This window comes from Bradyrhizobium sp. AZCC 2230 (assembly GCF_036924495.1).
Classification (GTDB): Bacteria; Pseudomonadota; Alphaproteobacteria; order Rhizobiales; family Xanthobacteraceae; genus Bradyrhizobium; species Bradyrhizobium rifense.
In genome coordinates, this window is record NZ_JAZHRS010000001.1 from 8,110,102 (window position 1) to 8,131,306 (window position 21,205).

Consider the following 21,205-nt stretch of genomic DNA (forward strand, 5'->3'; position numbering starts at 1 on the left):
ATCATGCGAAAGGAGTAAGAGCTTATGGAATCCATCGCATGGATGGCCTGGACGCTGCCGACGGCGATCTTCTTCGTCGCACTCGCCTGCACGCTTCTCGTGATGACGTGGCTCGCGTCTGTCTATCCCGAGGCCGAGCGCGTCGGCGTGCTCAGTATTCCGACCACGCGCGGTGATCGCCTGTTCATCTCGCTGATTTTGGCTGCCGTCATCCACCTGGTGTGGATCGGCCTGGTCGGTACCGACCCGATCGCCTCGCTGCCGATCGGCGAGGAGGGTGTTGAAATTTCGAGCCTGTGGCTCGCATCAGGAATTTCGCTGGCCACGGCCGTGCTCATTTTTCGCACGGTCTGACGCTCGCGAAGGGACGGCCAGATCCGGGGGCAACCCGGGCCTGTATAAAAGTTTGTCGCTGCAACGGAGGAACAACATGCGACAGTTTAGGAGAAGGAAAGGTCCATTGACCAAGATCAGCTTTCTGACCGTATCGAGCGCCGCGGCCATTCTCGCCACCGCGTTCGCTGCCTCGGCGCCGGTTCGCGCCGCCGACGATGCCGCCATCCAGAAGTGGATTGCGGAATTCCAGCCTTCGACCATTTCGAAGGACGACCAGAAGAAGGAGCTGGAGTGGTTCGCGAAGGCCGCCGAGCCCTTCAAGGGCATGGAGATCAACGTTGTCTCCGAGACCATCGCGACCCACGAATACGAGTCGCAGACGCTCGCCAAGGCGTTCACCGAGCTGACCGGCATCAAGCTCAAGCACGACATCATCCAGGAAGGTGACGTCGTCGAAAAGCTTCAGACCCAGATGCAGTCAGGCAAGAACGTCTATGATGGCTGGATCAACGACTCCGACCTGATCGGCACCCACTTCCGCTACGGCCAGACCATCGCGCTGTCGGACTACATGACCGGCGAGGGCAAGGACGTCACCGATCCCCAGCTCGACGTCAACGACTTCATCGGCAAGTCGTTCGGCACCGCGCCGGACGGCAAGCTCTATCAGCTGCCCGACCAGCAGTTCGCGAACCTTTATTGGTTCCGCTACGACTGGTTCACCAACCCTGACTACAAGGCCAAGTTCAAGGCCAAGTATGGCTACGATCTCGGCGTGCCCGTGAACTGGTCGGCGTATGAGGACATCGCCGAGTTCTTCACGAACGACATCAAGGAGATCAACGGCGTCAAGGTCTACGGCCATATGGACTATGGCAAGAAGGACCCGTCGCTCGGCTGGCGTTTCACCGACGCGTGGCTCTCGATGGCGGGCAACGGCGACAAGGGCATTCCGAACGGTCTGCCGGTCGACGAGTGGGGCATCCGCATGGAAGGTTGTCGTCCGGTCGGCTCGTCGATCGAGCGCGGCGGCGACACCAACGGTCCGGCTGCGGTCTACTCGATCACCAAGTACCTGGAGTGGATGAAGAAGTACGCTCCGCCGCAGGCGCAGGGCATGACGTTCTCTGAATCGGGTCCGGTCCCGGCGCAGGGCAACATCGCCCAGCAGATGTTCTGGTACACCGCCTTCACCGCCGACATGGTGAAGCCGGGCATCGCCGTGATGAACGCGGACGGTACGCCGAAGTGGCGTATGGCTCCGTCGCCGCACGGTTCGTACTGGAAGGAAGGCATGAAGCTCGGCTACCAGGACGCCGGTTCGCTGACGCTTCTGAAGTCGACCCCGGCGGATCGCCGCAAGGCAGCCTGGCTGTATCTCCAGTTCATCGTCTCCAAGACGGTGTCGCTGAAGAAGAGCCATGTCGGTCTCACCTTCATCCGTGAATCCGACATCTGGGACAAGTCGTTCACCGAGCGTGCGCCGAAGCTCGGCGGCCTGATCGAGTTCTACCGCTCGCCCGCGCGCGTGCAGTGGACCCCGACCGGCAACAACGTGCCTGACTATCCGAAGCTCGCGCAGCTTTGGTGGCAGAACATCGGCGATGCGTCGTCCGGTGCGAAGACGCCGCAAGCCGCGATGGATGCTCTTGCCGCCGCGCAGGACTCCGTCATGGAGCGCATCGAGAAGTCGGGCGTGCAGGGTGCCTGCGGTCCGAAGCTGCACAAGAAGGAGTCGGCCGAGTTCTGGTTCGCCAAGGCCCAGAAGGACGGCACGATTGCTCCGCAGCGCAAGCTCGCCAACGAGAAGCCGAAGGGCGAAACGATCGACTACGACACCCTGATCAAGTCGTGGCCGGCCACCCCGCCCAAGCGCGCCTCGCTGCAGTAAGCGACGCCTCATAACGACGAAAGGCCGGGAGCAATCCCGGCCTTTTTTCTTCTTACCTCGCCCCGCCTGCGGGGAGAGGTCGATCGCGAAGCGATCGGGTGAGGGGGACTCTCCGCGAGTCTCACTGTCACCGCCTTCGTGGAGGCGGCCCCTCACCCCAACCCTCTCCCCGTAAGAACGGGGCGAGGGAGAAACCTACTCCGCCGGCTCGGCCGCCAGCGCCGGGTAATCCGTGTAGCCCTTGGCGCCGCCGCCGTAGAACGTGTTCTTGTCCCAATCGTTCAGCGCCGCGCCCTGCTTCAGCCGCTCGACCAGGTCCGGGTTGGAGATGAAAGGCTTGCCGAAGGCGATCAGGTCAGCCGCGTTCGCGTCGAGCACCTTGGTCGCGAGATCGAAATCGTAGCCGTTGTTGGCGATGTAGGCGCCCGAGAACCGCTTGCGCAGGCTCGCATAGTCGAACGGTGCGAAATCGCGCGGGCCGCCGGTGGCGCCTTCGACGACGTGGAGATAGACGAGCTTCAGCGCGTTGAGGCCGTCGGTGATGTGATCGAACAAGGCTTGCGGATTGGAATCGACGATGTCGTTGGCGGGCGTTACCGGCGAGATGCGGATGCCGGTGCGGTCGGCACCGGCTTCCGCCACGACCGCCTTGGAGACTTCCAGCATCAGCTTGGCGCGGTTCTCGATGGAGCCGCCATAAGCGTCAGTGCGCTTGTTGGCACCGTCCTTGGCGAACTGGTCGAGCAGATAGCCGTTGGCGCCGTGTATCTCGACGCCGTCGAAGCCGGCCTCCAGCGCGTTCTTCGTGGCGCGCTTGAAATCGTCGATGATCCCTGGAATTTCGGAGAGCTCGAGCGCCCGGGGCTCGGAGACGTCGGCGAAGGTGCCGTTGACGAAAGTCTTGCCCTTGGCGCGGATCGCGCTCGGCGCCACCGGGGCTACGCCACCCGCCTGGAGGTCGATATGCGAGATACGGCCGACATGCCAAAGCTGGATGAAGATCTTGCCGCCGCGCTCATGCACCTTGTCGGTGACCTTGCGCCAGCCGGCGACCTGGTCCTTCGAGTAGATGCCGGGAGTGTCCTGGTAACCCTGGCCCTGCTGCGAGACCTGGCTCGCTTCGGTGATCAGCAGGCCCGCAGAGGCGCGCTGGCCGTAATAATCGGCGGCGAGCGGAGAGGGGACGAAGGTGCCGGGCGCAGCGCGGTTGCGCGTCAGCGGCGCCATCACCAGCCGATTGGCCAGCGTGATCGGGCCGAGCTTGTAGGTCTCAAACAATTTGGTCGAACGGCTCATTGGTGTGCTTCCAGCGGTTAAGAGGTCCGGAACACTTGTGCATTGCGGCAATCAGCGCAAGGGATGAGCCATACGGAAAGTGCAGGCGAGCTGCGCGGCAAGGCCCGCGCAGCATAATTCATACGCAATTTCGGCCCCGGCAGCGTGATTTCGCTCCCGGGACCGTGCGATCGCGCAAATTAGTTCACGCCGAGGAAATCGCGCTTGCCGATCTCGACGCCGTTGTGACGCATGATGCCGTGAGCGGTGGTGGCGTGGAAATAGAAGTTCGGCAGCGAGACCCCGCTGAAGAACTGCTGGCCCTTGAGCGTCATGGTCCGGTCGGGGCCCGCCGGGAAGGTCACGTCCTTGCTGTCGGCGCCTTCGAACTGCTCCGGCTTGTACGATTTCACGTAGTCGATCGTCCTGGCGAGCCGCTGCTTCAGCTCCTCGAACGTCTTTTCCGTGTCGGGCATCGAAGGCACCTCGCTATGGGTCAGCCTGGCGCAGCCCTTGGCGGCGAAATCGCTGGCGAGCTGGATCTGCTTTGACAGCGGCAGCATGTCCGGGAAGAGGCGCGAGCCGAGCAGGACGCTCGGGTCGATCTTTTTGGCCGCACAATGCGCCTCGGCCTTGGTGAGCAGGCCGGTCAGGCTGTTCAGCATCTGCAGATAGGCGGGGACGACGGCGTCGTGGAAGGACATGTGATGCTCGCTTCAATGGTGGGAGATCCCAGGAGAAAACCTGAGCCACTCACATGGGAGCCTCATGGAATAATACAATCGCGGAAGTGGCTTGTGCGGTGCGAAAATTCTACCGGATGGTCGCTGTCGGCTGTGCCTGTGCCGTGCCGCCGCGCATGCGGGCCAGAAGCTCCGCGGTCGGCCAGGAATCGGCCGGCAGGCCGTATTTGATCTGCATCGCCTTCACGGCGGCGCGGCTCTGCTGGCCCAGCACGCCGTCGACCTTGCCGACGTTGAAGCCGGCCTGGACCAGTAATTGCTGCAATTGCTTGAGCTCGTTGAACGGCAGTTGCGCGACTTGCCCCGCCGGCCTGCGCATTGGCGCCGCGCCCGCAATGCGCGAGGCGAGATAGCCCGCGGTGGTCGAATAGATCAGCGAGTTATTCCACTCGGTATAGGCCGCGAAATTCGCGTACGCCATGAAGGCAGGCCCGTTGCGTCCCATCGGCAGCAGCACGGACGCCGCGAGATTGTCATTCGGCAGCGGCCTTCCGTCGGGATAGGTGACGCCGAACTGCGCCCATTTCGAGCGCGGCAGCTGCACGCTGAGATCGGTCTGATCCCATGGCAGGTTCTGCGGCACCTTGATCTCTTCCAGCCACGGCTCGCCGCGCCGCCACTTCAAGCCGTTGGCGATGTAGTTCGCGGTCGAACCGATCACGTCGTCCTCGCTGCGCAGGAGGTCGCGCCGCCCGTCGCCGTCATAGTCGACGGCGTAGTTGACGTAGTGCACGGGCAGGAACTGCGTCTGGCCGAGCTCGCCGGCCCAGGAGCCGATCATCTCGTCGGGCGTGAGGTCGCCGCGGTCGATGATCTTCAGCGCGGCGATGGTCTCGTTCACGAACATCTCCGAGCGCCGGCAGTCATAGGCCAGCGACACCAGCGATTTCAGCGTCGGCAGATTGCCCATGTTGACGCCGAAGTCGCTCTCGAGGCCCCAGAACGCGGCGATCACCGCCGGCGGCACGCCATATTCCTTCTCGGCGCGCGCGAACGCCGCCGCGTGTTGCTTGATGCGCTGCTGGCCGTTCTGCATGCGATAGGGCGCGGCCATGCGGCCGGCGAATTCGGTGAAGAGCTGGCCGAATACGCGCTGGCCGCGGTCGCGGTTGACGATGCCCTGGTCGTAGACGAGATAGGGCGAAGCCTCCGATATCGTCCGCTGCGACACGCCGGCCGCAACCGCCTGGCTCTTCACGTCGGCGAGGAAGCGATCGAAGTTTTGCCCATTGTGGCACGACGCCGCGCGCGGCGAGGGCGCCGTGGCTTTGGACGCGGGAGGCCTTGCCGGCGGGGGCGTGACTTGGGCGAAGGCGGGAATGGAGAGGGCGAACGAGACCGCGATCGTCGCGACCGCGAGGCGAGAACCAAGGCAGTTCATCGGCATCGATATCTCTGGGCTGTCGGGGAGCTGCTAGGCCGCCAATACGGCGCGTTTCACAGCGAGGGGCAGGGCAATCTCGCGGAAGAATGTCTTCGGATAGAGGTAGTCCTCGCCGGACTCATCGACGATCCGCAGCATATCGAGTTTCTCGGCCGCCGGATCGCGCAGTGTCACGTAGATCTTGCGCTTCTCGAGGGACACCTCGTAGCCCTCATTGTCCACGCAGATCACTAGTTGCTTACTTCGCGATTTCGTCATGTTGGTCAGAGCAGACTCTTGATCTTGAATTCCTTGCGGCCGATGCCGGCAGCCTCATACCAGTATCTCAGCGAGGTGGGTAGAGCCATTGGATAATCGCACCTGGGCGATGCCCTTGCGCTTGCGCCATCGTCCACGCCCATAAATCCGCCGCAGGCGGACGATCTCGCGGATGCCCGAACCGCTGGCGAAGGTTTCGACCTCGGTGATGTCGCCGAGAATCTCGAAGTGCATGGCCTCAATGGTGCCCGGCTGTTCCGGGTTGGGTCAAGTGCCGCGGCTCCGCGACGCACCCTGAAACCTTGCGCTTTGGCTGGGGTCATTCCTACCTGATCCGTGCCGGCCTGCAGTGCCCCAGCGGCCATAGCCGGCCTCCAGGAGACGGCCATGAACTATCTGCGTACCGCAATGCTTCTCGCAGGCCTCACCGCCCTGTTCATGGGCGTTGGCTATCTGATCGGCGGCGCCTCAGGCGCCATGATCGCGCTCGTGATTGCGGCGGCGACCAATCTCTTCACCTACTGGAACTCCGACCGCGCGGTGCTGTCGATGTACGGCGCCCATCAGGTCGACCGTCAAAGCGCACCAGAGCTGGTCGGCCTTGTCGCCGAGCTTGCGGGCCGCGCGGGCCTGCCGATGCCGCGCGTGTTCGTGATGGACGAGGCACAGCCCAACGCGTTCGCGACCGGCCGCAATCCCGAGAACGCCGCCGTCGCCGTTACCACTGGCCTGATGAATCAGCTCAGCCGCGAGGAGTTGGCCGGCGTGATCGCGCACGAGCTCGCGCACATCAGGAATCACGACACGCTGCTGATGACGATCACCGCGACCATCGCGGGCGCGATCTCCATGCTGGCGCAGTTCGGGATGTTCTTCGGCGGCAACCGCGACAACAATGGCCCCGGCATCGTCGGCTCGATCCTGATGATGATCCTGGCGCCGCTGGGTGCCATGCTGGTGCAGATGGCGATCAGCCGCACCCGCGAATATGCCGCCGACAATCTCGGCGCGCGCATCGCGGGCCAGCCGATGTGGCTGGCGTCGGCGCTGGTGAAGATCGAGGGTGCCGCACATCAGGTGCCGAACTATGATGCCGAGCGAAATCCCGCGACCGCGCATATGTTCATCATCAACCCGCTGTCGGGCCATGGCGTCGACAGTCTCTTCGCCACCCATCCCTCGACGCAGAACCGCGTCGCTGCGCTCCAGCAACTCGCGGCCGAGTTCGGAACCCAAGCCGCGCCGTCGGTCGGCGCCAACGAAAACTATCCGCCGCAGGGCCCGTGGGGCCGCTCGTCCTCGCATGGTCCAGCACGTGGTCCTTCCAATGGTCCTTGGGGCTGATGCGGAACCGGTCGGATTTGGCTGGCTTTGTGACTTGGCGCACACAGGGGCGGCCCTACCGATGTTAACACCTGATCGAGAGTGTTCTTTCGAAAGGGGATGCGTGGCCGGCCCGTCGCCGGTCGCCGTCGAAGATGACCAGAGTTGCTGTGCCATTGTTGATCGTCCTGGGCGTGGCCATCGGCCTGTCCACGCATACGGTCGTGAATTGCGGTGATGAGGACGAGCCCGACATCTGCTCGGCCGTGATCGGCTTCTCGCCGTTTCGCGGCTCTCTGATCGCCTTCGCCTATGAGGGGCGCGGTCGGATCGCGCTACGCCACGGCAACAACGGCCGGGCGATCGCCGATTTCAACGAGGCCATCCACCTCAATCCCAACCGCGCCTCGCTCTATCGCGATCGCGCGCAGGCCTACCGTCAGAACGGCGAGCTGAGCCTTGCGATTGCCGATTTTGACGAGGCGATCGCGCTCGATCCCAAGCCGGCGCTGCCCTATCACGAGCGTGGCCTCGCGCTTGCCGCCAAGGGCGATCTCGACCGCGCGATTTTGAGCTACAGCACCGCTGTCCGCCTCGCCCCAACGGACCCGCAGGCCCGCCTCGACCGCGGCCTTGCGTTCCTCGCCCGCGGCCAGGCCGACGATGCCCGCGCCGATTTCGAAGCTGCCATTGCGTTGCCGCCCGGCAAGGACGGCCGCACACGCGACGCCGCGCGCGCAAAACTCGCCGAGCTCACGCACGCCGAACCGACCCAGGTCTCCACACCGCGGCGGTGAGAGGTGTTCTCCCTCGCCCCGTTCTTACGGGGAGAGGGTCGGGGTGAGGGGCTCTATCCGCGCGTGATATCGTCGAGGGACCTGTACCCCCTCACCCGGATTGCGTCTGCGATGCAATCCGACCTCTCCCCGCAAGCGGGGCGAGGTGAAAAAAGCCGCGCCTACTTCGCCTTCTTCGCTTTGGCCTTCTTGGCCTTTGCAGCCTTCTTCGCCGGTTTCTCCTTCAGCGGCTTCTCCGCCTTCACCTCGACAGGCGTGCTGGCTGCCAGCCGCATGGCGCGGGCGTAGCTGTCGGCGACGTTGTCGGCGGACATCTGGAGGCGCCTTGCGGCGGAGGTGGCCTGCTCCATGGTGGCCTTGGCCAACATCTTGAAGCGGGCGCCGGTCTCCTTGCCCTTGGCCTTGGCCGCAAGGCCGCTGAAGCGATCCCGCCGCTCCTTGGCGCGGGTCATCAGGCCCGTCTGCAGCTGTCTGGCCAGTTGCCGGATCACGACATCCAGGTCGGCGTCCGCCATGTCTTCTATCCTCTTCGAAACAGTCCCAATCGATGCGGCGGGACTATGCAGATCGAGCCCCACCTTGGCAATTCCCGCCCGGGCGTCATCCGCAGCTTCCGGCACCCAAAACAGAAAAGCCGCGCATGTCGCGCGGCTTCTGGCATTGGCTTGGCGCAAGGTGCGCCTGCGTCGGCCTTATTTCAGCGAGGCGACCGGTCCGGCCGAAGCTGCCGCCGGATCGGGGTCGAACCCGAATACGCCGACCAGATATTTGTAATAGTCGGGCATCTTCTCCTTGAGCGCCTCGCGGGTCTTGGGGTCGTGGAATTCGCTCTTGCCGGCCAGGAAGATGCTGGCGGTCACCGCGAAGAACTCCATGTGGTTCTTCAGCGCATAGGCCTCCTTGGGCAGGAAATCCTTGGACTTGGCATAGGCGTAATAGCCGATCACACCCTTGTTGGCGTAGCCGTCGGGCAAGAGCCGCGCGTGATAGGCGTGCAGCATCTCGTGGAGCAGCACGGCCTCTTTCTCGTAACGCATCATGTCCGGCCGAACCATGATCACGCCGAGCCCGGAATCGACCGCGAGGTCGACGGCGTTCGGGTTGGTCCAGCGCTGCTTGTCGTGGTCCCACACCGTCAGCGTCCGCGGGGTGGAGCGCTGGATGTCCGGCGTGACCCGGCCGTAGCACGCGGTCGCAGCACCTTCGTCGAGGCAGGCCAGCTCGCTCGCGATGATTGGAACGGTCCGGAAGAAGCGCAGCACGCGCGGGGAGAACCCGGCGCCTTCGACGACGTCGATCTGCTGCTTCAGGTTCTCGGTGAGCTTGTCGACGTCCTTGCGATCGGCATTCTCCGACACATCGAACATGTAGCCGCGGTAGCTCTGGAAGCCGGGCGGCACCGCCTTCGCTGCATCGGCGGACGCGACGTCGAGCGAGCCGGCGTTGGACGGATTGGCGAAGAGCGCGCCGACAATGGTCGCGGTCAGCAGCAACGCAATGCGCATGATGAACCCCCTGATGTCACTTCACGCGGCAGGATAGGCTGCCGTTGTTTGCGAAAAGTGAGTGGGGCGAGACTAAGGCACCGATGTTGAGGCGTGCTTAACCGTTGGTTGCAGATCGCGCAGGCGGATTAGGGCAGGGTTAACCAAGCAGGGTATCCCGGCTCCGCGCTTCGGCGTAGGATCGAAGCCGGGCACCATGCCCCACAGCAATAGCCGAAGGGAGGATGCCATGTATGCCGCCATCCGTCAGGCCAAGGCGAAAAGCGGAAGCGCCGAAGAGCTGGCGCGCCGCATCAAGGACGGCGCCGTTCCGATCATCAGCGACGTCGACGGCTTCAGGGCCTATTACGTGGTCTATGCCGGCGACGACACGGTGACCGCGATCTCCATCTTCGACAAGTTCGAGCAGGCCGAGGAAGCGAACAAGCGCGCCATCGCCTGGATTGAAAAGAATCTGGGGTCACTGCTGGCGGGGCATGCGGGCGCCGCGGCGGGACCGGTGATCGTGCATACGCTGGCGTGAGGTTGGATTTCTCGCGCCTCACACTCAACTGTCATCGCCCGGCTTGACCGGGCGATCCAGTACGCCGTGACGGTTGTGATTCAGCCGATGGGCCGCGGCGTACTGGATGCCCCGCCTTCGCGGGGCATGACGACGGTGAGGGATCACAACTCCCTCGCATTCGAGAACGCGAACGAGCTCACCCGCCTTGTCGTCTCGTCCAGGATCAGCGTGCGTGTGATCGGCGGCTCGGCGCGCTGGGCGCAGTTTTCGCGTTCGCAGAGCCGGCAGTTGACGCCGATCGGCGTGCCTTCCGTCTTCTCCAGATCCATGCCGGCGGCGTAAGTCAGGCGCGCGGCGTGGCGGATTTCGCAGCCGAGGCCAATGGCGAAACGCGGTTGCGGCAGCGGGTGCGGCGCGACGGGCCGGCGCACCATCTGCGCGATCGAGAAATAGCGCGTGCCGTCGGAGAGCTCGATCACCTGCTTCAGCAGGCGATCCGGCGTGTCGAAGGTCGAGTGCACGTTCCACAAGGGACAGGTGCCGCCGAATTTCGAGAAGGGGAACGTACCGGAGGAAAAGCGCTTCGAGACGTTGCCGGCATTGTCGACACGCAGCAGGAAGAATGGAATGCCGCGCGCGTTCGGCCGCTGCAGCGTGGTGAGGCGATGGCAGACCTGCTCGAAGCCGGAATTGAATCGCTGCGCCAGCACGTGGATGTCGTAGTTGAGCGCTTCGGCGGCAGCCAGGAACGCCGGATAAGGCATCATCACGGCGGCGGCAAAATAGTTGGCGAGCGTGATGCGGAACAGCCGGCGCGGCGCGTCGTCGAGCGGGCCGGCGCGGCCGATGATGGTCTCCAGCGCTTGCGTGCATTCGCCGAGGCCCAGCTGGAAGGCGAGTTGGAAGGCGCGGCCGGCCGGATCGACCAGCTCCGAGATCAGGAGCTGACGGCGGTGGCGGTCGAAACGCCTTAGCGTCTCGCGCATCACGTCGACCGGCATGATGCGGGTCTGGATCGAATGCTTTTCGCGCAGGCGCGCGGCGAGCGCGGCATAGAGCCCTTCGGCCGGGACGTTCAGTTCGTCGCGAAGAGTCTCCGCAGCCTGCTCGAGCTCCGGGAAATAATTGCGGTTGGCCTCGATCAGCTCGCGCACGCGCTCGACCGGATTGGCCTCGTAGCGCGTGCCGACGTCGCGGTCGGCCATTTGCGCTGCCGCCAGCGTCTCGCCCTGGCGTGCCTCGGTATAGGCCGCGTAGAGCCGTTGCAGCGCATGAGTGACGCCGGGGCAGAGCTCGGCGAGGTCGCGCAGCTCCTGCTTGGGGACGTCGATCTGTCGGAACAGCGGATCTGAGAAGATCTCATTGAGCTCGGCGAAGAAGCGGTCCTCGTCGGCGGTGGCGAGGTCGCGCAGGTCGAGGTCGTAGGTCTCGGCCAGCCGCAGCAGGATCTGCGCGGTCACCGGGCGCTGGTTCCGCTCGATCAGATTGACATAGCTCGGCGAGATCCCGAGCCCCTCGGCGATCTGGGTCTGGGACAACCCCAATTGCTGTCGGATCCGCCGGAAGCGCGGGCCGACGAACAGCTTTTTCCCGGATTCGGCGGGCATCTCTCGCATCTCCACGGCCACTAAGGGCAGTCTTGCTGACCTATATTTTTACAAACTTTACAAAATTACATCTATTACATGTTCTTATGTTACATGACATCACCATTCAAATACAAGGCCTCTATACGAACTTCTCTTTCTCGCGTTTAGCTCATGTCACGCGTTTCGCAATGCACTGTCATAAATGTCGAGAAGAGAGAGCACGCACATGAACTACCAGCCCCGTGGCATCAGCACCGTTCAGGGCCCGGCCTCGTATCAGAGCGAGGTTGAGGCGGCCCAGGCGCTCCTCAAGAACCAGCCGACCTGGAACGGGGTGTCGGCCGAGGCCGTCGCGCGCATGCGCCTGCAGAACCGCTTCAGGACCGGCCTGGACGTCGCCCGCTATACCGCGGCGCTGATGCGGGCCGACATGACGGCCTATGACAACGATCCGACCAAGTACACCCAGTCGCTCGGCTGCTGGCACGGCTTCATCGCCCAGCAGAAGCTGATCTCGGTCAAGAAGCACTTCGGCGGCAAGACCGATCGCACCTATCTGTACCTCTCGGGCTGGATGATCGCGGCGCTGCGCTCCGAGTTCGGACCGCTGCCCGACCAGTCGATGCACGAGAAGACCTCGGTGCCGGCCCTGATCGAGGAGCTCTACACCTTCCTCCGTCAGGCGGATTCCCGCGAGCTCAACGACATCTTCCGCAGCCTCGACAAGGCGCGCAAGGAAGGCGACAAGACCCGTGAGCAGGAGCTGATCGCGAAGATCGACAACTTCCAGACCCACGTCGTTCCCGTCATCGCCGACATCGACGCCGGCTTCGGCAACGCCGAGGCGACCTATCTTCTCGCCAAGAAGATGATCGAGGCGGGTGCCTGCGCGCTGCAGATCGAGAACCAGGTCTCCGACGAGAAGCAGTGCGGTCACCAGGACGGTAAGGTCACCGTGCCGCACGAGGTGTTCATCGCGAAGATCCGCGCCTGCCGCCATGCCTTCCTCGAGCTCGGCGTCGAAGACGGCGTCATCGTCACCCGCACCGACTCGCTCGGCGCTGGTCTCACACAGCAAATCGCCGTCAGCCACAAGCCGGGCGACCTCGGCGACAAGTACAACAGCTTCCTCGATTGCGAGGAAATCACCGCTGAGAACGCCCGCAATGGCGACGTCATCATCAACCGCAACGGCAAGATGCTGCGTCCGAAGCGGCTGCCCTCGAACCTCTACCAGTTCCGTCCCGGCACGGGCGAGGACCGCTGCGTGCTCGACAGCATCACCTCGCTGCAGAATGGCGCCGACCTGCTCTGGATCGAGACCGAGAAGCCGCATATCGAGCAGATCGCCAAGATGGTCGACCGCATTCGCGAGGTCGTCCCGAACGCCAAGCTCGCCTACAACAACTCGCCCTCGTTCAACTGGACGCTCAACTTCCGCTGGCAGGTCTACGACGCGATGAAGGAAGCCGGCAAGGATGTCAGCAAGTACAATCGCGCCGAGCTGATGAAGCCGGAATACGACGAGACGCCGCTGGCGATCGAGGCCGATGAGCGTATCCGTACCTTCCAGGCGGATTCGGCCAAGCGTGCCGGCATCTTCCACCACCTGATCACGTTGCCGACCTATCACACGGCCGCGCTGTCCACCGACAACCTCGCCCGCGAGTATTTCGGCGAGCAGGGCATGCTCGGCTACGTCAAGAACGTCCAGCGCCAGGAGATCCGTCAGGGCATCGCCTGCGCCAAGCACCAGAACATGGCCGGCTCCGATATCGGCGACGACCACAAGGAATACTTCGCCGGCGAGGCTGCCCTGAAGGCGGGCGGCGCGCACAACACGATGAACCAGTTCGGTTAAACCGGTAACAGGAGACTGACAATGACCAGCAGCAATTTCTGGGTGATCGGTGGCGAGTTCGGCTCGATGAACTTCCACAAGCTCGTCGAAGGCTCGGCCCAGGTGCAGGGTCCGTTCAAGACCCGCAAGGAAGCCGAAGATGCCTGGCGCTCGGTTTCGGAGGAGAACCGCCACAAGGCCGGCGTCCGTTTCTCGATCGTGGAGGAGCCGTCGCGGGTTTCGGCCTGACGGCTGCCTGACAAATCCAAGAAGACGTCCAAGGACGGAGGGTCCCATCCGGCGCAAGCCGGGTGGGATCGTCTGTTTTTGGCACACATCAACGGCCTGTGGGTGCCGTAAGTATCTGGAATGATGGGCCCTTTGCGGGCGCTATGGTTGCTGATAGGTTAATGGAGGAAAGTCGAGGACGAGGCCGACCATGTCAGAGCCCGAGACCAGCGGGACCCATCCCAGCCAGCCGCGCCCGGTGCGGCTGCGCGATGCGCTGCTGCGCGCGCGGATCGAGGCCGCCGACCGGACCGGCGTCGTCGTCGATCTCAGGGACGCCGAGGTGGCGCGGCTCGAGATCCTCAACGACGCGCTCGACCCGCTGTTCGCCCAGGTGCCCGAGCAGATCGATCTGTTCGACCGCGGCATCAGCCAGGGCGATACGCCGAGGCTCTGGATCGACGTCGTCGCCCACATCATGATGGGGCGCGACAAGCGGATGTACCGCTTCGTCCAGGACACCCGCTTCGGCCGCATCGTGCTCGCCGAATCGCACGACACCGCGGTGATCGTCGAAGCCGTGACCGACTACGTCGCCCGCCGCATGATCGAGCGCGAGCACGCGATGGTCGTGCCGCCCGAACCGAAGCCCGAGGTCGCGGAGCCGCCCCGCCGCTCGCGCGTCTGGCCATTCGTGTTCGGCTTCATCCTCGGTGCCGCCGCGCTGTTCGGCATCGCCGTGCTCGCGGCGTTGCGGAGCTGGTGAGATTTCGTCATTGCGAGGAGCGAAGCGACGAAGCAATCCAGGCTGTCACTGCGGAAGGATTCTGGATTGCTTCGCTTCGCTCGCAATGACGAAAAAACTAAACCAGCCGTACCCGCTTGATCTCTCGCATCTGCAGGCCATGATCGATGCTTCGCACGATCTGCTCGCAGCGCCAGCCGGCATTGTCCTTCTCGATCGCGAACAGATTGTAGGCGGCAGCCGGATAGCGCCCGTGCGCGAGCGCCGAGGCCGACGGCACGCCGATCGCGGGAATGTTGCCATTGGGGCCGTCGAACCACATCGTCGAGTGGATGTGGTCGTGTCCGTGCAGGACCAGCTCGACACCGTGCCGCTTGAGCAGCGCCAGCAGGCCTGCGGAATCCGTCAGCCGCTTCTGCCATGCGTCGGATTTCAGCGGATGATGCACCAGCAGCACGCGGAAGACGTCCTCGGCGGCGAGTTGCGCAAGCACCTGCTCGAGCGCGGCGAGCTGATCGCGTCCGAGCGTGCCCGTCGCCATCAGAGGCGGCGTCGGCACCGCGCTGGAGAGGCTGATCAATGCGACCGGGCCGCGCCGGCGCACGCCGGGAAAGCCGATGCTGCCGTCGTCGCCGGCAAGATAGAGCGCAAAGGTTTCGCCGAAGCGATGCGTGGTGGCGTGGACATAGGCGTCGTGATTGCCGGGAATCGTGGTGACGCGGTCGGGCGGGCCGACCCCGTCGAGCCAGGCGCGCGCCGGCGCGAACTCCGCCTCCATCGCCAGATTGACGAGATCGCCTGTGACTGCGATGTGGTCGGGCGCCTGCGCCCGCATATCGGCGACCAGCGCGTCGAGCACGTCACGGCGCTGGTATTTGTGACGGTTGCGCGTCCAGTTGACGTAGCCGAGTGCGCGCTTGCCGGCGAGCTCGATCAGCCGCGGCTTCGGCAGCGGCGGCAGATGCGGGTCGGACAGATGGGCGAGCGTGAAAGGTGCCGAGAAAGATTTCATGGCGCGCGAGTGCCTCGCTATTCCTACGCTGTAATGGCAAGGTCGCGCTCATCACGCAAGGGAAGCCTGGAAGGGCGCATCACGAGAGACTAATGGGCAAGCGCCTCGACGAGATCCGACGGAGATTCGAGCCGCTGCTGCGGCGTGTCTTCCACGCCTATTTCCTGCTGGTCCGCGGCATGACGCTCGGCGTCCGCGCCGTGGTGCTCGATGCCGACAACAAGGTGTTCCTGGTCAGGCACAGCTACGTCTCGGGCTGGTATCTGCCCGGCGGCGGCGTCGACTATGGCGAGACCATGGAACAGGCGATGCGCCGCGAGCTCAAGGAGGAGGGCGATATCGACCTCACCGGGGAGGCCGTGCTGCACGGCATCTTCCTCAACAGCCACATCTCCCGCCGCGACCATGTCGCGGTCTATGTGGTCAGGCATTTCCGGCAGGACCGGCTGCCGGCGCCCAACCGCGAGATCATCGAATGCGGCTTCTTCGACACCGCCGCGCTGCCGGAGGAGGCGACCCCCGGCACGCGGCTGCGGATCGCGGAAGTGCTTCACGGCAGGCCTGTGATTGCGACGTGGCGCTGAGGGCGCGCTATGCTAGTACCGGTCCGGATGGGCGCCACGGAAATCTGATGAAAGCCGCAAAACTCGCCTTTGGCGTGATCTGCCTCGCAATCCTCGTCAGCAACATCGTGACAATGTCGCGCTGGAGCGAGGCGCGCGGGGTCTATGACGACATCTGCTATCTCCGGCAGGCGCATCTGTTCCAGCGCTTCGGCGCCAACGGACTCGACACCAACGCTATCAGGGACGACGACCGCTATTTCGAAGGCAAGTTGAAGGAAATCGCCTTCGCCAATTGGAAGTATCCGATCCGCTGGCCCTGCCACAATCCGATGCCGGACGGCAAGGTCGTGTTGCAATATCCACCAGGCACCGGCTTTCTGCTGGCGCTGTTTCCGCAGGGACATCAGGTCGTCCCGCTCTACATTGCCGCGAGCCTGATCGTGTGCGGCCTCGCTCTCACAGGCATTGCCATGGCGCGGACGCTGCCGTCGATCGCTGGTGCCGGCGTGTTCGGCGCGCTTGCCGTCTATCTCATGATCAATCCGGCGAAAGCGAGCTATTCGGTTGCGCCGACCATGGCGCTGTGCGCGGTTGCGGGTTTCCTGACGGCGCTGTGGCTGGTCAGGGCCAAGCGTAGCGTCCTGCTCATCGCACTGATCGGTCTCCTGCTCGGCGCATCCGTCAACTTCAGACTGCCGAATGGCCTGCTCGCGACCGGCTATTTCCTGTTCCTCGGCATTCCCTTCCTGTGGACGCGCTCGCTTGCGACATTCGTGCAGGGCCTCGCCTTCGGTGCCGGTGTGCTCGTCGGCATGGCGCCGACGCTGGCCGCCCAGGCCATCAACGCCGGCAGTGCGCTGGCGACGACCTATGGCAGCGCCGACGTGGTTGCGCCAGGTTTGGACTTCGCCATACTTGGTCAGTATCTGCGCGACATGCAAATCGTGCTGATCCTGCTTGCGATCGGCGCGACGCTCTCGCTGCTGTGGTCGCGCGGGGGGCATGTGCGGCAGGCGGCCTTCGTCGTTGCCGGCAACCTCGTCGTCAATCTCGGCTTCTTCCTGAGCCATCCGATCTTCACGCCGTACTACGTCGTGCCGATTGCAATGCTGTCGTTGTGGACGCTGTCGTTTGCCCGGTTGCTTCAGCCGGCCGAGATGCGCGAGGCTGCATCGGTCCGGTCCGAGCCGGCCAGTCTGGGAGCGCTGCCGCGATGACATCCGCTCAACCCCGCATCGCCGTGCTGGTGCCCTGCTACAATGAGGAGGCGGCGGTCGCGACCGTCGTCGCCGACTTCCGCAAGGCGCTGCCCGCGGCGGAGATCTATGTCTACGACAACAATTCGCGCGACCGCACCGCTGCCGTCGCGCATGAGGCCGGCGCGATCGTGCGCAGCGAGCGGCGGCAGGGCAAGGGCCACGTCGTGCGTCGCATGTTCGCCGATGTCGAGGCCGACATCTACGTGCTGGTCGACGGCGACGCCACCTACGATGCGCCGAGCGCCCCGCGCATGATCGACAAGCTGCTCGACGAACATCTCGACATGGTGGTGGGCTTTCGCATCGACCAGTCGCAGGCCGCCTACCGTCTCGGCCATCGCACCGGCAACCGCATGCTGACCGGCTTCCTGTCCTCGACCTTTGGGCAGGAGTTCAAGGATATCCTGTCCGGCTACCGCGTATTCTCGCGGCGCTTCGTCAAATCGTTCCCCGTGCTGTCCGATGGCTTCGAGATCGAGACCGAGCTCGCGGTCTACGCGCTGGAGCTGTCGCTGCCGGTCGCCGAGGTCGAGACGCCCTATTACGCGCGCCCGGAAGGCTCGTTCTCGAAGCTCAACACCTGGCGCGATGGCTTTCGCATTCTCGGCACCATCCTGAAGCTCTACCGGTCGGAGCGGCCGCTGCGCTTCTTCACGGTCATCGGGATCCTGCTGGCGCTGGCTGCGATCATCCTGGCGATTCCGATCGTCGTCACGTTCATCGAAACCGGCCTCGTGCCCCGCCTGCCGACCGCAGTGCTGTCGATGGGATTGACGATCGTGGCGCTGCTGTCGGTCTCGTCGGGCCTCGTGCTCGACACCGTGACGCGGGGACGGCGGGAGATAAAGATGCTGGCCTATCTGTCCCAGCCGGCGCCGAAAAGGACCTGACGTCGGGCGCAGCGCCCATAGACCTCCCGATATGCAGATGCTATTCCGACTCCTGTATTGACGCGTTTTCTGAACGCGAACCGGAATCCACTTCGCTCGAAAACGCTATCGCAACATGAACGATCTCTCAATCACCATCAGCCCCGAAGCCCCCGGCGACGCCCAGGCGATCGAGCGGCTGCACGAGCGCACCTTCGGCCCCGGCCGCTTCGTGCTCAGCGCCTACCGCATCCGCGAGCATGTCGACCATCTGCTCGACGTCTCCTTCACCGCCCGCATCGGCACGCTGCTGGTCGGCTCCGTCAGGCAATTGCCGGTCATGATCGGCGAGACGCCGGCGCTGCTGCTGGGGCCGCTGACCGTCGAGCCGCCGTTTCGCAGCCGCGGCATCGGCCGCATGCTGATGGAGCGAGCGCTGCAGGATGCCAGGGACAAAGGCCACGCGATCGTGCTGCTGGTCGGCGACGAGCCCTATTACAGCCGCGTCGGTTTCAAGCTCGTCCCCAAGGGACGCGTCACCATGCCGGGCCCGGTCGATGCCGCTCGCGTCCTGGTGTTCGAGCTCGTCGACGGCGCCTTCGAAGGCGTCTCGGGCACGGTCGCTCCCGACTGGAGCAAGGCGAACGGGTAGCGTAGGATCGGTTCTGGTCGGTGCCGCCGGCACAGCAGGCACCAGTCGAGGCTCACATGTTCCGGGTGACAGCCGACACATTGCAGGCCTACCTCGATTTCGATCCGGCGCGAAAGCGCGATCTGACGGAATTGCACAAGCTGGTCGTCTCGGCCGCGCCAGCCCTCAAGCGCTATTTCCATCGAGGAACGCCCGCGGGAGAGGCGGGAATGCGCATGAAGCTGATCGGCTATGGAAAGTTTCGCTACGCCGTCAAATCAGGGAAAAGTACGGAGTGGCCGGTGATCGGTGTTGCGCTCCAGAAGAACTACATCAGCGTGTACGTCGCGGTGACCAGGCAAGGCGCGCCGGTCGTATCCCGGTATGCTGGAAAACTCGGCGAATTGCGCATGTGCGGCAACAATTTCAGTTTCGAGCGGTTCGACGACCTCAAGCACGAGGCCGTATCGACCCTCTTCGCGGAGGTTGCCGGCATCTTCAGCGCGGATCCTGAAAACCCCGTTCGCTATATGCAGGGCTCCTGATCTGCCGGTGCTGCACCAAAGTGTGAGCCCTTGTGCGCGCGCGGCGCGGTTCTCATCCGATGCAGTCGGGAATATTTCGGGCGGATGGACAATCATGATCGACGCGACGTGTCTGGCCGACGCCGGACACGTCGCGCTCGAATTCAGATCGTCCACTGCATGAGAACGCACAGATGCCCTTCAGTCGTCGCCAACTTCTCGCCATCACGTCGTTGACGGTCGCGTCCGGGATTGCAACGGCCTCCCAGGGCGTTCGCGCGCCAATCAAGGCGATCGCGTTCGACGGCTTTCCGATTTTCGATCCGCGTCCCATCTTCTCGCTCGCCGAGAACCTGTTTCCCGGAAGTGGTGCCGAGCTGTCAAACGTCTGGCGAACGAAGCAGTTCGAGTACACATGGCTCCGCACCATGAGCGGACATTATCGCGACTTTCTCGGTGTCATCGATGACGCCCTGATGTTCGCCTGCAAGTCGCTCGATATCGAGCTGACCGGCGTCAAGAGAAGTATGCTGGTCGAGAGCTATCTCAAAATGATGGTCTGGCCCGACGCAGTGCCCGCCTTGTCCATGCTGAAGGACAACGGCTTGCGGCTCGCACTCCTGAGCAATTTCTCGCCCGCGATGCTCGACGCCAATATTCGCGCGGCAGGGCTCGAAGGCATCTTCGAATTTCGGCTGTGCACGGATGCGGTTCGGGCCTACAAGCCCGACCCGCGGGCCTATCAGATGGGCCTCGATGCTTTTGGACTGAAGCGCGAAGAGGTTCTCTTTGCGGCCTTCGCCGGCTGGGACGCGTCCGGCGCGAAGCTGTTCGGCTATCCCACCTTCTGGGTCAATCGGCAGAAGCAGCCGCGCGAACAGCTCGACGCCAGTCCGGACGGCGAGGGGCTTGGCATGATTGACCTGGTGCACTTTCTGTCGAGCTAGCGCCCGCGACCAGCTGCACGCTGTACCATCGGCGCGGTTTATGCCAAAAACCGCAGGCAGCGCAGCTGACGAAGGATTTGTGAAGTTTGGCCGCATCCAAAAAGGGCGCCTCGCCCGCGGAACGCCAGAACGGGATTGATCGGACCATCGATCTCCTGGAGGCGCTGCTGCATTTGCGCGAGCCCTCCAAGCTCAGCGACCTCGCCAAGCAAATGGGCGCGCCGCGATCGACCGTCTATGCCATCGCCAACCGCCTGATCGAGGCGGACCTGCTGGAGAGCGTCGGCGAGGGCGGTCAGGTCTATTTCGGCAAGGCGGTGCATCTCTACGGGCGGGCCTATGCGGAGGCCAATCCCCTGCATCGCCGCTGCCGCGAAGCCCTCGACCGGCTGGCGACCCAGCACAGCGCCACCGCGCAACTCTGCGCGCTGCGTGGCCGCAAATACGTGGTGGTCGATACGCGGGACGGGTCGGGCCTGTTCCGGATCACGACGGATGTTGGCATCGAGGTGCCGCTGCCGTGGACTGCGTCCGGCCGGTTGCTGCTGGATCATATGAGCCCGGCAGACATTCGTGCGTTCGTTCCGAAAGAGGATTTTCGCCTTCCGGACGGCCGCGTCCTCGATATCGACGATTTCGTCAAGGACGTCGCACGCGCCAGACGTGACGGCAAATGCGTGACGACGGCGCTGTCCGATCGGTTTACGTCGTGTCTTGCGGCCCCCATCCGGGACAAGAAGGGTGTCGCGGTCGCGACGCTTTGCTTCGTCGTTCCCGCGGATTCGGTGAAGGAGCGCAGGACCGCGCTGCTCGACGACCTCGTCGCCACTGCAACCGAACTCTCCGACCGCCACTGAATTTAGTCGACCGGCAGTATGACGGCCGATGCAGCCGCATCGCGCCGTCGCGCGTTGATGCGAGGCGGCCTCGCATGTCCACTCTTGACATCACGCCGCCGTCAAATCTAACGTGACGCTA

The 21,205-nt window shown here is 64.0% G+C and carries 24 protein-coding genes; 15 read left to right on the forward strand and 9 right to left on the reverse strand.

Annotation, left to right across the window (positions count from 1 at the left end; all coding sequences use genetic code 11):
* The first annotated feature begins 24 nt into the window (after positions 1 to 24).
* Positions 25 to 354 (forward strand): DUF2160 domain-containing protein, encoded by a 330-nt coding sequence (locus tag V1280_RS38620; RefSeq protein WP_334535837.1) that lies wholly within the window; start codon positions 25 to 27, stop codon positions 352 to 354.
* Between the two features lie 76 nt (positions 355 to 430).
* Positions 431 to 2,227 carry an ABC transporter substrate-binding protein gene (locus tag V1280_RS38625; protein WP_334535838.1) on the forward strand — a complete coding sequence of 599 codons (1,797 nt, stop codon included), beginning with the start codon at positions 431 to 433 and terminating at the stop codon, positions 2,225 to 2,227.
* Positions 2,228 to 2,422: 195 nt separating this feature from the next.
* On the opposite strand, the gene V1280_RS38630 is transcribed toward V1280_RS38625, so the two are convergent.
* From V1280_RS38630 to V1280_RS38650, 5 genes are all read right to left on the reverse strand, one after another.
* Positions 2,423 to 3,523 (reverse strand): alkene reductase, encoded by a 1,101-nt coding sequence (locus V1280_RS38630; protein ID WP_334535839.1) that lies wholly within the window; start codon positions 3,521 to 3,523, stop codon positions 2,423 to 2,425.
* 179 nt (positions 3,524 to 3,702) lie between these two features.
* Positions 3,703 to 4,206, reverse strand: a complete 504-nt coding sequence (locus V1280_RS38635) for a DUF1993 domain-containing protein (RefSeq protein WP_334535840.1) — start codon at positions 4,204 to 4,206, stop codon at positions 3,703 to 3,705.
* Positions 4,207 to 4,315: 109 nt separating this feature from the next.
* Positions 4,316 to 5,632 carry a lytic murein transglycosylase gene (locus V1280_RS38640; protein ID WP_334535841.1) on the reverse strand — a complete coding sequence of 439 codons (1,317 nt, stop codon included), beginning with the start codon at positions 5,630 to 5,632 and terminating at the stop codon, positions 4,316 to 4,318.
* 27 nt (positions 5,633 to 5,659) lie between these two features.
* Positions 5,660 to 5,851, reverse strand: coding sequence for a hypothetical protein (locus V1280_RS38645; protein ID WP_246774172.1), 192 nt, complete (start codon positions 5,849 to 5,851; stop codon positions 5,660 to 5,662).
* 90 nt (positions 5,852 to 5,941) lie between these two features.
* Positions 5,942 to 6,121 (reverse strand): hypothetical protein, encoded by a 180-nt coding sequence (locus V1280_RS38650; RefSeq protein ID WP_334535842.1) that lies wholly within the window; start codon positions 6,119 to 6,121, stop codon positions 5,942 to 5,944.
* 153 nt (positions 6,122 to 6,274) lie between these two features.
* On the opposite strand from V1280_RS38650, the gene htpX reads away from it, so the two are divergent.
* Positions 6,275 to 7,231 carry a zinc metalloprotease HtpX gene (gene htpX / locus V1280_RS38655; protein WP_334535843.1) on the forward strand — a complete coding sequence of 319 codons (957 nt, stop codon included), beginning with the start codon at positions 6,275 to 6,277 and terminating at the stop codon, positions 7,229 to 7,231.
* Positions 7,232 to 7,365: 134 nt separating this feature from the next.
* Positions 7,366 to 8,007, forward strand: a complete 642-nt coding sequence (locus V1280_RS38660) for a tetratricopeptide repeat protein (protein ID WP_334535844.1) — start codon at positions 7,366 to 7,368, stop codon at positions 8,005 to 8,007.
* Between the two features lie 161 nt (positions 8,008 to 8,168).
* Here the strand turns inward: V1280_RS38660 and V1280_RS38665 are convergent, their stop codons facing one another.
* Positions 8,169 to 8,522 carry a hypothetical protein gene (locus V1280_RS38665; RefSeq protein ID WP_334535845.1) on the reverse strand — a complete coding sequence of 118 codons (354 nt, stop codon included), beginning with the start codon at positions 8,520 to 8,522 and terminating at the stop codon, positions 8,169 to 8,171.
* Positions 8,523 to 8,699: 177 nt separating this feature from the next.
* Positions 8,700 to 9,512 carry a hypothetical protein gene (locus V1280_RS38670; protein WP_334535846.1) on the reverse strand — a complete coding sequence of 271 codons (813 nt, stop codon included), beginning with the start codon at positions 9,510 to 9,512 and terminating at the stop codon, positions 8,700 to 8,702.
* A gap of 229 nt (positions 9,513 to 9,741) precedes the next feature.
* Between V1280_RS38670 and V1280_RS38675 the strand changes: the two genes are divergently transcribed.
* Positions 9,742 to 10,035: an antibiotic biosynthesis monooxygenase gene (locus V1280_RS38675; RefSeq protein WP_334535847.1), complete on the forward strand. Its 294-nt coding sequence runs from the start codon at positions 9,742 to 9,744 to the stop codon at positions 10,033 to 10,035.
* A gap of 143 nt (positions 10,036 to 10,178) precedes the next feature.
* Here V1280_RS38675 and V1280_RS38680 read toward each other — a convergent pair whose 3' ends face one another.
* A complete protein-coding gene (locus V1280_RS38680; protein ID WP_334535848.1) occupies positions 10,179 to 11,624 on the reverse strand; it encodes a helix-turn-helix domain-containing protein in 1,446 nt (481 codons plus the stop codon).
* 208 nt (positions 11,625 to 11,832) lie between these two features.
* Between V1280_RS38680 and V1280_RS38685 the strand changes: the two genes are divergently transcribed.
* The 3 genes from V1280_RS38685 to V1280_RS38695 all read left to right on the forward strand — a co-directional run bounded on the left by V1280_RS38685 (position 11,833) and on the right by V1280_RS38695 (position 14,440).
* Positions 11,833 to 13,467: an isocitrate lyase gene (locus V1280_RS38685; RefSeq protein ID WP_334535849.1), complete on the forward strand. Its 1,635-nt coding sequence runs from the start codon at positions 11,833 to 11,835 to the stop codon at positions 13,465 to 13,467.
* A 21-nt stretch (positions 13,468 to 13,488) separates the two neighbouring features.
* Entirely contained in the window at positions 13,489 to 13,695 is a 207-nt protein-coding gene (locus V1280_RS38690) for a DUF4170 domain-containing protein (protein ID WP_045005285.1), read from the forward strand.
* Positions 13,696 to 13,885: 190 nt separating this feature from the next.
* A complete protein-coding gene (locus V1280_RS38695; RefSeq protein WP_334535850.1) occupies positions 13,886 to 14,440 on the forward strand; it encodes a hypothetical protein in 555 nt (184 codons plus the stop codon).
* Between the two features lie 97 nt (positions 14,441 to 14,537).
* On the opposite strand, the gene V1280_RS38700 is transcribed toward V1280_RS38695, so the two are convergent.
* Positions 14,538 to 15,431 carry a metallophosphoesterase family protein gene (locus V1280_RS38700; RefSeq protein ID WP_334535851.1) on the reverse strand — a complete coding sequence of 298 codons (894 nt, stop codon included), beginning with the start codon at positions 15,429 to 15,431 and terminating at the stop codon, positions 14,538 to 14,540.
* 92 nt (positions 15,432 to 15,523) lie between these two features.
* Between V1280_RS38700 and V1280_RS38705 the strand changes: the two genes are divergently transcribed.
* The 7 genes from V1280_RS38705 to V1280_RS38735 all read left to right on the forward strand — a co-directional run bounded on the left by V1280_RS38705 (position 15,524) and on the right by V1280_RS38735 (position 21,084).
* Positions 15,524 to 16,015, forward strand: coding sequence for an NUDIX domain-containing protein (locus V1280_RS38705; RefSeq protein ID WP_334535852.1), 492 nt, complete (start codon positions 15,524 to 15,526; stop codon positions 16,013 to 16,015).
* Positions 16,016 to 16,062: 47 nt separating this feature from the next.
* Entirely contained in the window at positions 16,063 to 17,214 is a 1,152-nt protein-coding gene (locus V1280_RS38710; protein WP_334535853.1) for a hypothetical protein, read from the forward strand.
* Entirely contained in the window at positions 17,211 to 18,146 is a 936-nt protein-coding gene (locus V1280_RS38715) for a glycosyltransferase family 2 protein (protein WP_334535854.1), read from the forward strand. The genes V1280_RS38710 and V1280_RS38715 overlap by 4 nt, the downstream gene beginning before the upstream one ends.
* 115 nt (positions 18,147 to 18,261) lie before the next feature.
* The gene (locus tag V1280_RS38720) at positions 18,262 to 18,777 is read left to right on the forward strand and encodes a GNAT family N-acetyltransferase (protein WP_334535855.1); all 516 of its coding nucleotides are present in this window, start codon (positions 18,262 to 18,264) and stop codon (positions 18,775 to 18,777) included.
* A gap of 56 nt (positions 18,778 to 18,833) precedes the next feature.
* On the forward strand, positions 18,834 to 19,301 hold the full coding sequence (locus V1280_RS38725) for a hypothetical protein (RefSeq protein ID WP_334535856.1): 468 nt from the start codon (positions 18,834 to 18,836) through the stop codon (positions 19,299 to 19,301).
* Between the two features lie 173 nt (positions 19,302 to 19,474).
* Complete coding sequence (locus V1280_RS38730; RefSeq protein ID WP_334535857.1) at positions 19,475 to 20,227, forward strand: haloacid dehalogenase type II; 753 nt, start codon at positions 19,475 to 19,477, stop codon at positions 20,225 to 20,227.
* Between the two features lie 86 nt (positions 20,228 to 20,313).
* Positions 20,314 to 21,084, forward strand: a complete 771-nt coding sequence (locus V1280_RS38735) for an IclR family transcriptional regulator (protein ID WP_334535858.1) — start codon at positions 20,314 to 20,316, stop codon at positions 21,082 to 21,084.
* Positions 21,085 to 21,205 lie beyond the last annotated feature (121 nt).

Bases quoted from the DNA above. Each gene is read 5' to 3' on its own strand.
- V1280_RS38670 (WP_334535846.1), bottom strand. From the start codon at position 9,512: ATGCGCATTGCGTTGCTGCTGACCGCGACCATTGTCGGCGCGCTCTTC.
- V1280_RS38685 (WP_334535849.1), top strand. From the start codon at position 11,833: ATGAACTACCAGCCCCGTGGCATCAGCACCGTTCAGGGCCCGGCCTCG.
- V1280_RS38715 (WP_334535854.1), top strand. From the start codon at position 17,211: ATGACATCCGCTCAACCCCGCATCGCCGTGCTGGTGCCCTGCTACAAT.
- V1280_RS38630 (WP_334535839.1), bottom strand. From the start codon at position 3,523: ATGAGCCGTTCGACCAAATTGTTTGAGACCTACAAGCTCGGCCCGATC.
- V1280_RS38720 (WP_334535855.1), top strand. From the start codon at position 18,262: ATGAACGATCTCTCAATCACCATCAGCCCCGAAGCCCCCGGCGACGCC.
- V1280_RS38725 (WP_334535856.1), top strand. From the start codon at position 18,834: ATGTTCCGGGTGACAGCCGACACATTGCAGGCCTACCTCGATTTCGAT.
- V1280_RS38675 (WP_334535847.1), top strand. From the start codon at position 9,742: ATGTATGCCGCCATCCGTCAGGCCAAGGCGAAAAGCGGAAGCGCCGAA.
- V1280_RS38640 (WP_334535841.1), bottom strand. From the start codon at position 5,632: ATGCCGATGAACTGCCTTGGTTCTCGCCTCGCGGTCGCGACGATCGCG.
- V1280_RS38625 (WP_334535838.1), top strand. From the start codon at position 431: ATGCGACAGTTTAGGAGAAGGAAAGGTCCATTGACCAAGATCAGCTTT.
- V1280_RS38690 (WP_045005285.1), top strand. From the start codon at position 13,489: ATGACCAGCAGCAATTTCTGGGTGATCGGTGGCGAGTTCGGCTCGATG.
- V1280_RS38695 (WP_334535850.1), top strand. From the start codon at position 13,886: ATGTCAGAGCCCGAGACCAGCGGGACCCATCCCAGCCAGCCGCGCCCG.
- htpX (WP_334535843.1), top strand. From the start codon at position 6,275: ATGAACTATCTGCGTACCGCAATGCTTCTCGCAGGCCTCACCGCCCTG.
- V1280_RS38705 (WP_334535852.1), top strand. From the start codon at position 15,524: ATGGGCAAGCGCCTCGACGAGATCCGACGGAGATTCGAGCCGCTGCTG.
- V1280_RS38700 (WP_334535851.1), bottom strand. From the start codon at position 15,431: ATGAAATCTTTCTCGGCACCTTTCACGCTCGCCCATCTGTCCGACCCG.
- V1280_RS38635 (WP_334535840.1), bottom strand. From the start codon at position 4,206: ATGTCCTTCCACGACGCCGTCGTCCCCGCCTATCTGCAGATGCTGAAC.
- V1280_RS38710 (WP_334535853.1), top strand. From the start codon at position 16,063: ATGAAAGCCGCAAAACTCGCCTTTGGCGTGATCTGCCTCGCAATCCTC.
- V1280_RS38680 (WP_334535848.1), bottom strand. From the start codon at position 11,624: ATGCCCGCCGAATCCGGGAAAAAGCTGTTCGTCGGCCCGCGCTTCCGG.
- V1280_RS38665 (WP_334535845.1), bottom strand. From the start codon at position 8,522: ATGGCGGACGCCGACCTGGATGTCGTGATCCGGCAACTGGCCAGACAG.
- V1280_RS38730 (WP_334535857.1), top strand. From the start codon at position 19,475: ATGCCCTTCAGTCGTCGCCAACTTCTCGCCATCACGTCGTTGACGGTC.
- V1280_RS38620 (WP_334535837.1), top strand. From the start codon at position 25: ATGGAATCCATCGCATGGATGGCCTGGACGCTGCCGACGGCGATCTTC.
- V1280_RS38660 (WP_334535844.1), top strand. From the start codon at position 7,366: ATGACCAGAGTTGCTGTGCCATTGTTGATCGTCCTGGGCGTGGCCATC.
- V1280_RS38650 (WP_334535842.1), bottom strand. From the start codon at position 6,121: ATGCACTTCGAGATTCTCGGCGACATCACCGAGGTCGAAACCTTCGCC.